This is a genomic window from Vibrio chemaguriensis (assembly GCF_012275705.1).
Classification (GTDB): Bacteria; Pseudomonadota; Gammaproteobacteria; order Enterobacterales; family Vibrionaceae; genus Vibrio; species Vibrio diabolicus.
This window is the reverse complement of sequence record NZ_SHOE01000001.1, coordinates 484335-498668: the sequence shown is the minus strand read 5'-3', so window position 1 is coordinate 498668 and position 14334 is coordinate 484335. Positions and strand designations below refer to the sequence as shown.

The following is a 14334-nucleotide window of genomic DNA, read 5'->3' as shown; positions in this document are numbered from 1 at the left end:
AAACAAATGTGCTAAACCGCTGACGTTATTGGTCAGAAAGCACGTTTTTATTCTTGGAATACACAGAAAGTCAGATGGACTCGATACTTACGACCTATCGGCTCCGTCCAATGTTGTGCGCGAATATAAGTGCAGCACATCCAAATAGCCGACGCTAAAAGACCGACAAACAGAACAACAATAAATGCATCGATCTGATGTTGAGAAAATTGAATTAACTTTTCAGACAATTCGCATTTGCTGGTTTCTTTAGCATCAATCGACTTGACGCTCGAACCCTCATCAGTAAGTGAAACAGCAGGCGATACCGTCTCGTACTTCATAGAGCATGACGATGCAAAACCTGAATTTTGCATCAGACACACGACAACCACCCAGCCAATAATCGCTAGTAGCCATTTCACCCGTTTATGTGGCGTGTGATGTCGTTTAGTCAATAAACTCATAAGAATTCAGATAAAGTAGGAACGAAGAAGATAATACGCGAGTCGTCATAAAGCTCAAGTTGTATCCACAAAATAACATTAAGAAGCGTCACTCACTAAGCTCTAATCTAGCTTGCCATAAATATATGCCAACTCTGCGACGGTTTTCGCTGAGAACTTTTTCAATAGGTTGGCGCGGTGTACTTCAACCGTGCGCATTGCAATGCAAAGTTCGTCAGCGATTCGAATGTTGCGCTTGCCTGCAATGATCAAACGTAAAATGTCTTTTTCTCTGGGAGTGAGCGAGTCATACGCCGATTTTGCCGCCGCCATATCAAGGTTTGCAGCCGACTGCACTTGCCCCTGCAAAATGGCTTGTGCCAACTCATCGCCTTTGACTGGCTTTTGGAAAAAATTGACCGCGCCAGCTTGCAATGCATCGACCGCCATCGGGACATCACCATGCCCCGTCAGGTAAATAACGGCCAAGGGACTGTTGGCTTGATTTAAAATTTGATGGACTTGCTGACCACGAAGATTTGGCATTCGACTATCAAGAATGATACACCCCGCTTGCTGAACGTCCACCTCATCGAGGAAAGACTGCCCATCAGCAAAAGTGGTGACGTTGAAGTCATGTTCTTCCAACATAAAAGCGAGCGAGTCACGCACCGATTCATCATCGTCGACTACAAAAACAGGTAGCTGCTTTTCACCGCTGCTCATTGAATGCTCCTATGCCTAGTTCAGATTAGTTTTGATATGGAAACACGAGTTCAACCAAACAGCCATGTGGCGCTGTCGAGCTGATGAGAAACTCGCCACCATGCATTTCCATTACATCACGACAAATGGCTAACCCCAGCCCGAGCCCCTCTTCTTTGCTACTCACAAACGCTTGAGTTGGATTCTCTTGCTGCAACCCTGTGCCGTTGTCCAATACTCGAATGGAAAGTTGATTGACTTGGTAGTCACTATGCAGGGCAATTTTACCTTGATAACCTGACGAGTGATATTTCTCTTGGAACAAAGTACACGCATCAATCGCGTTACTGATCACATTAACTAAAACCTGTTGAACGCCCACAGCGTCGACAAGTACCGGACGGACGTTCCCTTCTATACTGGTCACAATCGAAATATTTTGCTTCTGCATTCGAAAATGGAGCAACTCAATCGTGTCATCAATGAGTAGTTGAAGGTCGCACGGCGCTTTGTCGACACTACGCTTGCGGATCAACGTTCTTAAGCGCTGAATAATTGCATCGGCTCGTTCAACTTGCCCCTGTATTTTCTCAAGCACAGGGACAATATCTTCATGAGGGCGTTTTTTGGCCAAGCGAAGTAAACCGCCTTCACTGTAATTGCGAATGGCCGCCAATGGCTGATTGAGCTCATGGGCAAGACTGGTGCCGATTTCTCCGACAATCGCGACTCTCTGCGAGTGCTCTAGTTGTTCACTTTTTTCTTTTAAACGTAACGATGTCTGCTCCAACGCTTGCTTGCTCTTGCTAAATCGATACTCAAGCCAAAAGTGGTAAGCGTTCAATACAATCACAAAAATGAACAGCGCCCACGCCCATTCCTGATGACTACGCAGCCAGCGCAGTGCCTCACTCCACCAAGGTTGTTGCAACGGATGGAGGTCTAGAGCCTGATAGAGTTTGTCGATGCTCAGCAAGCTGACGGGTGACGTCCAACCTGACGCGCCAGCGGCAATAATGGCGGGGTGATCTGGCGGCATAGCAAGCAAGACTTGCGCAATCTGTTTGGCGAGCTGAGCTGAGCCACGCTCTGTTTTGGCAAATGACCAGTTTGGATATAACGGCGTAGAAACAGCGCACGAAGAGTGTTCATTTAGCTGTTGATTTAGGACTCGAAAATCCCCTTGCTGTAACAGACCTTCATTTTGCATCTGTTCCAATAAACAAGCAGGGACGACAGCGGCTTCCACATTGCCATCACGTAATTGATACAGGTTGGCATCAATAGGAAAGCCGAGGTAACGGACATCAGCAAAGAAATCGTTCGGATTAAGACCCATTTCCACGATTTGATAGCGCAGCGTTAAGTAACCGCCAAAGGCTTTTTCTGATACAGCAGCAACGGGAAACCCTGAGACATCTTGCAATGTTTGATAGCTTGAACTAGCTCGAACCACCAGCGCCGAACCAATGCCGTAGTTCGAATTTTGCGGCGCTCGGCTGGTTAGCGTTGCCATCCACGATAGCGCGTATTGCCTACCCAATCGCACTGCCTGACCTGGGTTAGTTAAGATGAAATCCATCGTCTGAAACTTCACCGCTTCGCCCATTTCATCCAAGTTAAGGGGATGAAGAACAAAATGCACATCAGAAATTTGCTGATTGAGCCAATCAATGGTCGGTTGCCATCTCTGCTCAGCATAAAGGTGACCACGTATCGCTAACACGCCCACTTCGACTTTCTGCTTAGCCTCTGGCTGCACTGCGTTTTGCTCTTGCAGATATGCTTGTTCAGAAACAGCGCCCTGAGCCAAAGATGCAAAGACAACCAAGCAAAGAATCCAAAACTGAAGCAACCGTGGCGTTTTGTTCATGATGAGTAGAATCGTTCCTTCGAAAGCAATGGAGCAAGAATAACAGCTACCTTCCCTAAACCACATTTGTTTTAGATCAAGTTTGATCTGGGTATGTGGAAATCCACAATATAAGCCTCGCGGTGCATTTCTCACAATGGAATCAGTCAATTCAAATACAACAAAAAAGCAGGTGAGTTATGGATTCCACCAAACGTCGCTTTCTCAGCGCGGTCACAGCTGGAGCCGCGTTAATTCCAGTCGCGGGTATTGGCACGGCAACCGCGGGAAACATTATTCGCAATAACCAGTCCGCCGATCGAAAAGGACAAGTGGGGAAACGTTATGCCATGGTGGTGGATTTACGAAAGTGCGTCGGATGCCAGGCTTGCACCGTGGGTTGCAGCATTGAAAACCAAGCACCTATCGGTCAGTTCCGAACCACAGTAAAGCAGTACGAAGTCACGCTGGATGATGGCTCTACAACCACACGAGAAGCGAAAGCCTTTATGCTGCCTCGCCTTTGTAACCACTGCGAAAACCCACCCTGCGTGGCTGTGTGTCCGGTTCAAGCGACCTTTCAGCGCGAAGATGGCATCGTCATGGTGGATAACAGTCGCTGTGTCGCCTGCGCGTATTGCGTACAAGCCTGCCCTTACGATGCGCGTTTTATCAATGAGGACACCCTCACCGCAGATAAATGTACCTTCTGTGCTCACCGTCTAGAACAAGGTCTATTGCCTGCCTGCGTGGAAACCTGTGTTGGCGGTGCACGTGTAATTGGTGATTTGAATGATCCATCAAGTGAAGTCCGCCGCTTAATTGCGAAGCACCAAGACGACATCAAAGTGCTAAAACCCAATGAAGAGACCAAGCCACACGTGTTTTACATCGGCATGGATGAACGCTTCACCAGCCATATCGACGGGCAGCCAGCTATTTATGACCCACAAGGAGAGCACGCATGAACATCACCGAAGTGTTAGTCCAACCTCAAGCGATGGCTTGGCTCCCGTGGGCGGTACAGTATTTCTTCTACATCGGTTCGGCTTATGCGGCTGCTATTTTATTCCTAATCGCCCTATTATTTGAAAAACACACCAGCCACAGACTGCGCGCTGCGCTTGTGCTGACGCTGGCCATCGGCGCCATCGTGGGGCCATTAGCGTTAACTGGTGATTTACACCAACCGGGACGCGCATGGCATTTTTACGCGCACATCACGCCGTGGTCATGGATGTCTTTAGGATCGCTTTTCTTGCCTGTTTTCTCAGGTTTAGCGGTAGTGACTGCATGGCTGTATCTCCGCCAGGATCTGTTCAACTTACGTAATCAGCCAGGGAAAGTACTGCCTCTAATTTCAAAGCTGTCACTGGGTGAATGGGTGCTCTCTCGTAGAGCCATGCTTATGGTATCTGCCATCACTGTGCTATCAGGCATAACCATTGCAGTCTACACAGGCGCTGAAATTGCGGTCGTAAAATCACGCTCGTTATGGCACCAACCAGCATCACCGATTCTTTGGTTTGTCACTGCATTTATGGGCTCGGTTGGCTTCTCTCTGATGATTTGGCTCTTGCTGCCTAGTCAGTCAAAGACGCTAACATCTGGCGATACTAATTTACTGAAAAAGTCGGTGGTAACAAGCAGTGTTCTGACGCTGATTCTCCTACCCATTTGGGCTTCCAACAACTCTACATTTTCGCTCTATTCTAGCGAACAATGGATGCACAACATTGCCTTGCTCACTTTTGTCGTTTTAGGTTGTATTTTGCTCGCCTTCATCTTCTTGCGCGATACCCACAAGTCCGCATCAGCCAGATTTCGTCACGTCATAGGGCTAGGTTTTGTGTCTGCTGCCGCACTGGCAAGCGCGTGGCTGATTCGCTGGTTTACCATTATGGAAGTACAAACCATCGCCAAGTTCGATGCAGGGCTTTATCCATACCAACTCACTATGGATGGAAATGGCTGGATAGGCATTATCGGGATGCTCGGATTGTGGCTTGCATTGGCATTACTCGCTTCAGAGTTAATCCAGCCAAAGCAACACTCCGAAGTGGCACCAACATCTCTCACCTTAACTGAACGCTAATCAAAGAGGATTTCATCATGGATAACAAACGCCGTCAGTTTTTGAAATCAGGCATTGCTGTGGGTGGGCTTGGCGCATTCGCTGCGGGTTACGCTACCACAACCAAACACATGGTCAAGGGTGCGCTCGAAGGCACTGCAGGAGAAAAAACGCGTGATATTCACCACGGTAACTCGCTTGAACCAGAATACACGGTCAACAACAAAGGCAACCTGATCCCGAATCCAAACCAACGTGTTGCGCCATCCATGTGCTTTGGCTGTTGGTCACTGTGCGGGTTGCGTGTGCGCATTGATAACCGTAACGACGAGATTTTGCGTATCACTGGCAACCCATATCACCCATTGTCTCATCAGCAACACATTCCGTTCGAAACACCAGTCAAAGATGCTTATTTAAGTTTGGCAGGAGAAGCGGGTCTTGAAGGTCGCTCCACCGCCTGTGCTCGTGGAAACGGGATGCTAGAAATTCGCAACAGTCCGTACCGCATTACTCAGCCGCTGAAACGAGTAGGCAAACGCGGCGAAGGGAAATGGATTCCGATCAGCTACGAGCAATTGATAGAAGAAGTCGTAGAAGGCGGAGATTTATTTGGTGAAGGCCATGTTGATGGCTTGCGCGACATTCGCGATTTAACAACGCCCGTTGATCCTGAAAACCCAGAATATGGCCCGAAAGCCAACCAACTGTTAATGACCAACGCCGGTAACGAAGGCCGAGACGACATCTTCAAGCGCTTCGCGTTCAACAGCTATGGTACGCGAAACTTTGGGCACCACGGCTCTTACTGCGGCTACGCATTTCGTGCTGGCAGCGGCGCATTTATGAATGATTTGGATAAATTTGCCCATTTAAAACCAGACTTCGATAATGCCGAATACATCATCTTTATTGGTATGTCGCCTGCTCAAGCTGGCAACCCTTTTAAGCGTCAGGCGCGTCAACTCGCCAATGCGCGAACAGAAGGTAGCTTGGAATACACCATCATCACGCCAAGTTTGCCTGCGGGTTCATCTAGCTTGGCGGCAGGTGACAATAACCGCTGGGTACCAATCAAACCGGGCACCGATTCTGCCCTCGTGCTTGGCATGATCCAATGGATCATCGAAAACCAACGCTACAACAAAACCTTCTTAGCGCAGCCGGGGGCAAACGCGATGAAGCGAGCCGGCACCGCGCACTGGTGTAATGCTACGCATCTCGTGATAAGCGATGAGCAGCACCCTAGAAACGGCACGTTTTTACGCGCGTCGGATTTGAATCTGCCATTCGAAGGCGAAGCGTTGTCTGACTCCGATCCGTACGTCATCGTGGATGATCAAAGCGGCGAATTTGGTGTTCATACCCAAGCTGAGGAAGCGGCACTGTTTGTCGATAAAACGGTTTCGCTTGCATCAGGCGAAGTGCGCGTAAAGTCGTCTCTACAAAGACTCAAAGAAGAGGCGTTTAAATACAGCCTTGAGTTCTACAGCCAACAATGTGAGATCCCTGTTGAGCAAATCGCAGAACTAGCGAAACGCTTCACCAGCTACGGCACAAAAGCGGTGGTCGATACCCACGGTGGCAACATGCACACCAATGGGTTCTATAACTCGTTTACCATCATGATGCTCAATGCGTTGATTGGTAATATCAATATGAAAGGCGGCGCGATGGCCAAAGCGGGTGGCTACCCAACTTCCGCTGCGGGTCCTCGTTACGACTTCACCAAATTTGCTGGCAAAGTCGGCCCGAAAGGCGTCTTTCTGTCGCGTAGTAAATTCCCCTACCACAAAACCAGCGAATACAAACGTCGCGTTGAGGCAGGTGAATCCCCTTACCCAACTCGCGCCCCTTGGTATCCGTTTGCCGCGCCACTGCTGACAGAACACCTATCTGCGGCTATTGATGGTTATCCATATCGCGTTAAAGCGTGGCTCAACCACATGGCGAACCCGATGTATGGTGTACCCGGTTTGAAAACACTGCTGGAAGACAAGCTTAAAGATCCAAAGCAGCTCGGTTTGATTGTGTCTGTTGATGCATTCATTAACGAAACCACTGCGTTGTCGGATTACATTGTGCCGGACACCGTTACTTACGAAAGCTGGGGCATGGCAACGCCTTGGCACGATGTTCCGGTGAAAACCGTCACCGCTCGTTGGCCGATAGTGGAAGCTCGAACAGAGAAAACCGCCGACGATCGCTCGATTTGCTTAGAGAACTTTCTGATTGATGTTGCTAAGAAAATGCAGTTGGGCGGTTTTGGTGACAATGCAATTCAAGATGCACAAGGCAACTGGCACGCTCTCCATCGCGCCGAAGATTTCTATTTGCGAGCTGCGGCAAACTTGGCTTATGTGAAAGGTGGCGTGCCTGAAGTTTCGGCAGAAGACATTGCGTGGTCAGGCTTAGAGCGTTTAATGCCAGCGATGCAAAGCACGCTAACAGCGGATGAGATGAAACGAGTGGCGTTTATTTTTGCTCGCGGTGGACGCTTTGAAAATGCCAGCGAAGCGTATCAAGGCGAGCAGATGAAACATAAATGGACACGACCAGTCGCAATCTGGAACGAGCGCGTCGGCAGCGCGCGAAACACCATGACGGGGGATTTCTACACCGGTTGCCCAACATGGCATCCGCAAAAATTGGCCGATGGCACGCCAATGGAAGACCAGTTCCCAAGTTCAGAATGGCCATTCAGCCTAACGAACTTTAAATCCAACATTCACAGTGCGGTGTCCAACCTATCGCCAAGGTTGATCTCGATCAAAGGCGTAAACCCAGTGTACATCCATCCAATCGATGCCGAACGCGCAGGCATTAAAACGGGTGATGAGTTTGTTATCGAGACTCCATCTGCAAGCACCAAAGCACTTGCGATGATAGTCAGCGGAATTCGCCCTGGCACACTCGGATTTGAACATGGGTTTGGTCATACCGAGCTAGGACAACGATCGCACTGGATCGGCGATAAACAACAACCCGTAAAAACGCGCAGCCAAGATGGCGTCAACATTAACGACATTGGCTTAATTGACCCTACTCGAGAAGGCAAAGGCGTGTTGTTGGATTGGGTAGTGGGCGCGGCGGCACGTCAGTCCCTGCCGGCCAAAATCCGCAAAGCGTAACGCCGCACGTTAAGACGTCTGTACCACTTAGAGCTGCCGATTTGTGCAGCTCTTCACATCCTCTAAATATGTGGAAATCCACAATACCTTTCCTTATTGACAAGGCCGACAATATCGTCCCAGTGACTACCAAGTAGCACTTGGACATATTAATAAGAATTAAAGTGAGTCAGCATGTCAAAGATTCTTCCAGTGGTGACAGCCTATTTGCTAGCCACCACTATGGGCGCAAGCGCCTCGTCTATTCCGGAAAAAGCCAGCGTGTGCAGCGGTTGTCACGGCCAACATGGTATGGGTCAACCAAACATTGCGCCTATGATTGCCGGTCTGAACGCGAATTATCTCAACACCCAAATAGAACTCTTCCTTAGTGGCGAACGACAAAACGTAGTCATGCAAGGCATGGCGAAAGAGCTTAGCGATCCTGCTGTTCGTAAAGAAGTCATGGATTACTTTGCTAACCTTCCAAGCTACGAGTTCACTAACCCAGAGCAACGCGGCGACCAAGCCGACATTCGTAACCCGTATCGTAAATTAATCTTCCAAGGCGATTGGGATAGAAACATTCCAGCTTGCGCGACTTGTCATGGAGCGAGCGGAATGGGCGTCGACAAATTCCCTCGCCTCGCAAGCCAACATGCTGATTACTTAAAAACGCAATTGATGGCATGGAAAAACGGCACTCGCAGTGGTGACCCGCTCAATATGATGGGCACTATCGCGAAAAATCTCACTGACGAAGAGATTGAAAACCTTTCCTACTACTTTGCCTCATTACGTTACTAGGAGCAGACATGAAACGTTTCTATTCTTTGTTCGCATTGCCTCTCATCTCTGCTGCTACTTTGGCCAACGAGCCACTGCCGGATCGTCAAACTGAACTGCCCGCGGTGAAAAAAAAGAATCACGGTGAATACTTAAAACCGCGTGATCTAGGCACCATTCCAAATACCGAATTTGGTGAGCAAGTAAAACGTGGTTATTCCCTATTTGTTAACTCGCAACAAATGCGCGGAAAATACGTTGGCAACGAACAAAACTGTGTGAATTGCCATATGGAAGCAGGACGAAAAGCCAACGCTGCACCTCTATGGGCGGCATACATGGCCTACCCGGCATATCGTAAGAAAAACGATCGCGTAAACAGCTATGCTGACCGTATCCAGGGTTGTTTCGAATATTCCATGAACGGTAAAGCTCCCGCTTACGATTCGCCAGAAATTGTTGCCCTTAGTGCTTACGCCTACTGGTTGGCGATGGGCGGCTTGCTCGACAAACATGGTATGACGGATGAACCAATTCCGGAGCTAGACGCAAAAGCGTTGCAAGTTGGTGGAAAAGCAAAAGACTTCCCGCTGCCAGAAGCCATCGCGCAAGCATTACCAATTGAAGAACGAGGTAATCTCTCTGGACGTGGCTACCCAAAAATCGCCGCCCCTGAGCAAGAACCATCACCAGAGCGAGGGGCATTAGTCTACGAAAAGAACTGCGAAACTTGCCATCGCGCCGACGGTTCAGGCATAAAAGGCACCGACGGCCATTCATACATTCCACCACTTTGGGGCGAATATGCGTATAACTGGGGTGCAGGTATGCACCGTATTAACACCGCGGCCTATTTTATTTACGAAAACATGCCGCTTGGGAAAAGTGTCCAGTTAAGCAAACAAGAAGCGTGGGATGTCGCGGCATACGTCAATAGCCACGAGCGTCCACAAGATCCACGATTTAAAGGCAACGTGGCCGCAAACGCAGAGAGATATCACCAACATCAAGGCTATTACGGAAAAACAATTAGTGGTAAGCAAGTCGGCTCGAATGCTTTCAAGAGCGGTACCGTCGAGTAAAAGACAACCATTCATCTTAAATACCAGTGCTCCCACCTCCCTGCTCAGGTTCTCTGGGCAGGGTTGTTTTACTCTCCTGAAGCAATCACTGCCCCCCTCCAAACCAGCAACGTTAAGTAGTTTTCGGCTTCCAACATACCAATCTTCGCAGTAAAATAATGCACCAAACGCGACTTTGTTTATATCTTAGAGCTTCCATATACTATGATGCCAAAAGTAAGAAACTCGTAAACTCCTGAATCAAAACAAGCGTGTCTAATGAAAAAAGAGTATTCTTAGGACAAATGAATCCAAAACCTACCCGATGAGTATTCAACCTAATTCCCGTCAGTTAATTTCATGCGAAGAATGCGGCCTTGTTGTTCGTATTCCCGATATCGATCAAGGGCAAAAAGCTCAATGTCCTCGATGCGCGCATTCTCTGACAAAAGTGAATGCTAAACCCTATCAAAGCGTGATCGCCATTTCATCGGCATGTTTGATCATGTTGGTGTTAAGCATTTCTTTCCCTTTTATGTCGTTCAGTGTGCAAGGGCTATCGCAAGAAATCACCTTATTGCATGCAGCCAAAATGCTGGCTGAATTTCAAAATGTACTTTTAGGTGTGTTACTTCTCGCAACGGTCGTCGTATTGCCTGCTATCTATGTCGGTCTCATTCTCTTTCTTCATCTCGAAGCATTAAAAGCGCGTAAACATACGCCATCCAAAAAACAGCAACGAATGGCGAAAGTTTTATGTCGCCTTCTGTTTCGAGTCGAACCCTGGCTGATGGTCGATGTATTCTTGATTGGCGTATTAGTCAGCTTAATTAAAATCGCTTCTCTGGCAGACATTGGAATGGGGACTTCATTCTGGGCGTTCTGCGTTTATACCGTACTGGTAGTCAAATGTATTTCTATGGTTGACAAAAGCTGGCTCTGGGGACACTTCATTCCAGCCATCGTGCTGCCCGATGTAAATGAGGGCGATACGCACCATAACCACAACCATATTGGTTGCCATACGTGTCACCAACTCAACCCAATTGAAGCGAAAAAGCACCAATACTGCATTCGTTGTAAAAGCCCTATTCATAAATACAACCCAGCAGATAATTTACAAAAAGCTTGGGCGCTTTTGTTTGCGTCAGTCATTTTCTATATCCCCGCGAATCTTTATCCAATGATGTATACCGTAAGCCTTGGACATTCAGAAGGTTCAACTATCATGGAAGGGGTAATACTGCTTTGGCATTTAGGTTCTTACCCTATTGCGATGGTAATTTTCTTTGCTAGCGTATTCATTCCAATGGCGAAAATGCTGGCACTCGCGTGGCTGTATTACAATGCGCAAAAAGCGCGATATCTTCCTCCCAAAGAAAGTATTTCACGCTTAAAGATATACCGCTTAACTGAGTTTATTGGTCGCTGGTCCATGATCGATATCTTTGTCGTTGCCATCTTAGTTGCACTGGTTCAGTTGCAAAACTTAATGGCGATTTATCCAGGCCCTGCTGCGCTCTCTTTCGCGGCAGTGGTCATTTTCACTATGCTTTCTGCAATGATATTTGACTCACGTTTGTTGTGGCAGTTGCCACAAAACGAAGTGCAGGAGCCGATTTCTGACAACTTAAACGAGAAAGCCAAATATGAGTGATGAGAACAACGTAACCGCTCAAATAAAACCGCAAAAGCAGATTTCTGCGATCTGGATTGTCCCGATCCTTGCGCTAGCCATGGGAGCGTGGATGCTGTTCCAATACATCAACAGTACAGGCCCACAAATTACTCTCCAACTGCCGACCGCAGATGGGATTGAGGTTGGTAAAACCGAGATCCGAGCATTGAATGTTAAAGTCGGTCTGATTACCGAAGTCACTCTCAGTGAAAACTACGATCACATCATCGCTAAGGCGCAGATGAACAAAGATGCTGAACGCATGCTGCGTGACGATACCATGTTCTGGGTGGTGAAGCCTCGTATTGGCCGTGATGGCGTTTCAGGTTTAGAGACCTTGCTATCTGGCGCTTATATCCAACTTCAGCCGGGTAAATCTAAAGTAGAAAAGGAGCACTTTACGGTATTAGATGTGCCACCGGTCGCTTCTCCTGATGCAGAAGGCCTACGTCTTGTATTAACACACCGCGAAGCTGGCAAACTAGGTGTTGGTGACCCGGTTATTTATAAAGGCTTTACCGTTGGTCGTGTAGAGAAAACCAGCTTTGATGTTGATACTCGCAAGGCGCTGTATCAACTCTTTATTTTCAAACCTTATGACAGCTTAGTGCGCACTCGTACTAAGTTTTGGCTGAATTCTGGTGTTGATTTACAGCTCAATGCCGAAGGGTTTGAAGTTAAGTTTGGCTCGCTAGAGAGCATGCTAACGGGTGGCGTTACCTTCGATACCGTTCCAGGTCTTGAGTCCGGCGAACTACTCACAGAAGACATGGTTAACTTCCGCTTGTACGATGATATTAAGCAGCTGAGAGAAGGTATGTACGATGACTACATTGAGTTCGTCATGTTATTTGATGAATCGGTACGTGGCTTAAAAGCGAATGCGCCTGTTGAGTACCGCGGTCTTCGTATTGGTACCGTAACGAGAGTACCGATGCGTTTACCAACACCAGAAGAAAACTTCTCTGCGAAAAAAATTCCTGTTTTGGTGCGCGTTGAGCTCGGTCGAGTGTACGGAGATTTAGAATCCCAATCTTTATCTATGTTCAAAGAAAAGTTGAAGGAAGAGTTTGCTCGCGGTCTCCGTGGCACCTTAAAGACTGGTAACTTGTTAACTGGCGCGCTTTATATTGATGCAGACTTTTATCCTAATGATGATCAGTACGTTCCAAGTGAATATGAAGGTTTAGATGTATTTCCAACCATGCGTGGTGGTTTTGCCCAAGTTCAGCGCCAAGTTAATGACTTCCTAAATAAGATTAACAGCTTACCAATGGAAGAAACGCTTAACTCTCTCAATGCAACGTTAAAAACGTCGGAAAAGACGTTGGCGTCAGCAGAACGTGTCGCGGACAGTATTGATAAACTTTTAAATCAAAAAGAGACGCAAGAGATCCCAACAGATATTCGCCAAAGCTTGCAGCAGTTGCAAAAAACACTCGATGGTTATGGACCAAACTCAACCATGTACAATGAAATGGAAGCCACGCTCAAAGAACTAGAAAGCGTGATGACAGAGTTTAAACCCGTACTTAAACAGCTAAACGAAAAGCCAAACTCTCTCGTGTTTGGAGAAGATGAAATCAGTGACCCAATCCCAGTTAAAGGCCAAAACTAATGAAACGAGTATTCTTTTTGTCTATCGCGCTATTTGTCGGTCTAACGGGTTGCAGTAGCGCTCCAGAAACTAAAGGGGCTTTGTACCTTCTACCTAAGGCGGAACCAGTGACGCTGAGCTCTTCTGATATCTCACAGCGCCCTACTTTAGTTGTTCGTCCAGTAAAACTGGCAAGTTATTTAAACGACAGTGGTATCGTTTACCGAACCTCTGAGACTCAAGTTATCCAGGCAAGAAACAATCAATGGGCGCATAGTATTTCCGAGCAAATCACTCAGAGAGTCGTCACAGAACTACGCCACAAACAGACTCATTACTGGCCGACTGAAATGAACAACCTGTTGGATCAAAATGATGAAGCCAAACTACAGCTTACGTTAAATAAATTTAATGGTAGCTACAAAGGCAATATCGAAATTGAGGGGGAATGGTTACTCATTAATGCTGAAGGTAATGTAGAAAAGAGTGCACCAATACAAATCTCTCAGCCTCTACAGAACGAAGGCTATGGAGCACTTGTCGACGCACTATCCGTCGGGTTGGAAGAACTGACTTCGGACATTGCCAAAAAAATCTAAGATCGATGTTAATTACAGGGAAGCAAGTTGCTTCCCTTTTTTGTGCTGCGAGAAGTTTTCCGATCGAAATAGATGTAGATAATCAAGCGAGACAAATTGATCTTAGTCAGACTGCAATCCGTTCTTTGGTGCTACTCTACGGCAAAATATAAAGCCCCATCCTATGACCTTATGTAGAGGTCTTGTTGATAAGGTTCTTGAGTAGCAATGTCGATTAACATTTCCGATTTAACCACCGCCCTAAATAAGGTGGAGCATATTCATAAAGTTCAGCTTGAAAATGTGCATCAGTTCTTTAAAGCAAACGAAGCTTTCTCGGTAAAAACGTTCAGCCAACTTATATCTAGTGACTCACTTGATGAGCGATTTAAAACCATCGACAAGGCCTTCTCTTTGCTTGGTGATGTGAAAACCTACCTTTTAGAAGCGTCTTACTTAGTTAAGTAA

The 14334-nt window shown here is 47.3% G+C and carries 12 protein-coding genes; 9 read left to right on the top strand and 3 right to left on the bottom strand.

The features are described 5' to 3' along the window. Window positions 1–47: 47 nt before the first annotated feature. The 3 genes from EX191_RS02270 to EX191_RS02260 form a co-directional block, all read right to left on the bottom strand. Window positions 48–446 (bottom strand): hypothetical protein, encoded by a 399-nt coding sequence (locus EX191_RS02270; protein ID WP_085343527.1) that lies wholly within the window; start codon window positions 444–446, stop codon window positions 48–50. A gap of 102 nt (window positions 447–548) precedes the next feature. Beyond that, the gene (locus EX191_RS02265; protein ID WP_193447051.1) at window positions 549–1151 is read right to left on the bottom strand and encodes a response regulator transcription factor; all 603 of its coding nucleotides are present in this window, start codon (window positions 1149–1151) and stop codon (window positions 549–551) included. Between the two features lie 25 nt (window positions 1152–1176). Beyond that, window positions 1177–3003, bottom strand: a complete 1827-nt coding sequence (locus EX191_RS02260) for a sensor histidine kinase (RefSeq protein WP_193447050.1) — start codon at window positions 3001–3003, stop codon at window positions 1177–1179. 179 nt (window positions 3004–3182) lie between these two features. Here EX191_RS02260 and dsrO point away from each other — a divergent pair, with 179 nt between their 5' ends. From dsrO to EX191_RS02215, 9 genes are all read left to right on the top strand, one after another. Further along, window positions 3183–3950, top strand: coding sequence for a sulfate reduction electron transfer complex DsrMKJOP subunit DsrO (gene dsrO / locus EX191_RS02255; protein WP_006742661.1), 768 nt, complete (start codon window positions 3183–3185; stop codon window positions 3948–3950). Further along, the gene (gene nrfD, locus EX191_RS02250) at window positions 3947–5077 is read left to right on the top strand and encodes an NrfD/PsrC family molybdoenzyme membrane anchor subunit (RefSeq protein ID WP_193447049.1); all 1131 of its coding nucleotides are present in this window, start codon (window positions 3947–3949) and stop codon (window positions 5075–5077) included. The genes dsrO and nrfD overlap by 4 nt, the downstream gene beginning before the upstream one ends. A 17-nt stretch (window positions 5078–5094) precedes the next feature. Next, window positions 5095–8187 carry a tetrathionate reductase subunit A gene (locus EX191_RS02245; RefSeq protein WP_193447048.1) on the top strand — a complete coding sequence of 1031 codons (3093 nt, stop codon included), beginning with the start codon at window positions 5095–5097 and terminating at the stop codon, window positions 8185–8187. Between the two features lie 222 nt (window positions 8188–8409). Continuing rightward, complete coding sequence (locus EX191_RS02240; protein WP_371807243.1) at window positions 8410–8973, top strand: c-type cytochrome; 564 nt, start codon at window positions 8410–8412, stop codon at window positions 8971–8973. Window positions 8974–8981: 8 nt separating this feature from the next. Further along, on the top strand, window positions 8982–10034 hold the full coding sequence (locus EX191_RS02235; RefSeq protein WP_193447046.1) for a c-type cytochrome: 1053 nt from the start codon (window positions 8982–8984) through the stop codon (window positions 10032–10034). Between the two features lie 304 nt (window positions 10035–10338). Beyond that, window positions 10339–11670, top strand: a complete 1332-nt coding sequence (locus tag EX191_RS02230; protein WP_046874435.1) for a paraquat-inducible protein A — start codon at window positions 10339–10341, stop codon at window positions 11668–11670. Beyond that, window positions 11663–13309 carry an intermembrane transport protein PqiB gene (pqiB, locus tag EX191_RS02225; RefSeq protein ID WP_054867673.1) on the top strand — a complete coding sequence of 549 codons (1647 nt, stop codon included), beginning with the start codon at window positions 11663–11665 and terminating at the stop codon, window positions 13307–13309. The genes EX191_RS02230 and pqiB overlap by 8 nt, the downstream gene beginning before the upstream one ends. After that, window positions 13309–13887, top strand: a complete 579-nt coding sequence (locus EX191_RS02220; protein WP_109169736.1) for a PqiC family protein — start codon at window positions 13309–13311, stop codon at window positions 13885–13887. The genes pqiB and EX191_RS02220 overlap by 1 nt, the downstream gene beginning before the upstream one ends. A gap of 207 nt (window positions 13888–14094) precedes the next feature. Beyond that, the gene (locus tag EX191_RS02215; protein ID WP_005397103.1) at window positions 14095–14334 is read left to right on the top strand and encodes a hypothetical protein; all 240 of its coding nucleotides are present in this window, start codon (window positions 14095–14097) and stop codon (window positions 14332–14334) included.

What these genes read in the sequence shown, in the direction of transcription:
- EX191_RS02230 (WP_046874435.1), top strand. Translation starts at nt 10,339, where the DNA reads ATGAGTATTCAACCTAATTCCCGTCAGTTAATTTCATGCGAAGAATGC.
- nrfD (WP_193447049.1), top strand. Translation starts at nt 3,947, where the DNA reads ATGAACATCACCGAAGTGTTAGTCCAACCTCAAGCGATGGCTTGGCTC.
- dsrO (WP_006742661.1), top strand. Translation starts at nt 3,183, where the DNA reads ATGGATTCCACCAAACGTCGCTTTCTCAGCGCGGTCACAGCTGGAGCC.
- pqiB (WP_054867673.1), top strand. Translation starts at nt 11,663, where the DNA reads ATGAGTGATGAGAACAACGTAACCGCTCAAATAAAACCGCAAAAGCAG.
- EX191_RS02220 (WP_109169736.1), top strand. Translation starts at nt 13,309, where the DNA reads ATGAAACGAGTATTCTTTTTGTCTATCGCGCTATTTGTCGGTCTAACG.
- EX191_RS02260 (WP_193447050.1), bottom strand. Translation starts at nt 3,003, where the DNA reads ATGAACAAAACGCCACGGTTGCTTCAGTTTTGGATTCTTTGCTTGGTT.
- EX191_RS02245 (WP_193447048.1), top strand. Translation starts at nt 5,095, where the DNA reads ATGGATAACAAACGCCGTCAGTTTTTGAAATCAGGCATTGCTGTGGGT.
- EX191_RS02240 (WP_371807243.1), top strand. Translation starts at nt 8,410, where the DNA reads ATGGGCGCAAGCGCCTCGTCTATTCCGGAAAAAGCCAGCGTGTGCAGC.
- EX191_RS02215 (WP_005397103.1), top strand. Translation starts at nt 14,095, where the DNA reads ATGTCGATTAACATTTCCGATTTAACCACCGCCCTAAATAAGGTGGAG.
- EX191_RS02265 (WP_193447051.1), bottom strand. Translation starts at nt 1,151, where the DNA reads ATGAGCAGCGGTGAAAAGCAGCTACCTGTTTTTGTAGTCGACGATGAT.
- EX191_RS02270 (WP_085343527.1), bottom strand. Translation starts at nt 446, where the DNA reads ATGAGTTTATTGACTAAACGACATCACACGCCACATAAACGGGTGAAA.
- EX191_RS02235 (WP_193447046.1), top strand. Translation starts at nt 8,982, where the DNA reads ATGAAACGTTTCTATTCTTTGTTCGCATTGCCTCTCATCTCTGCTGCT.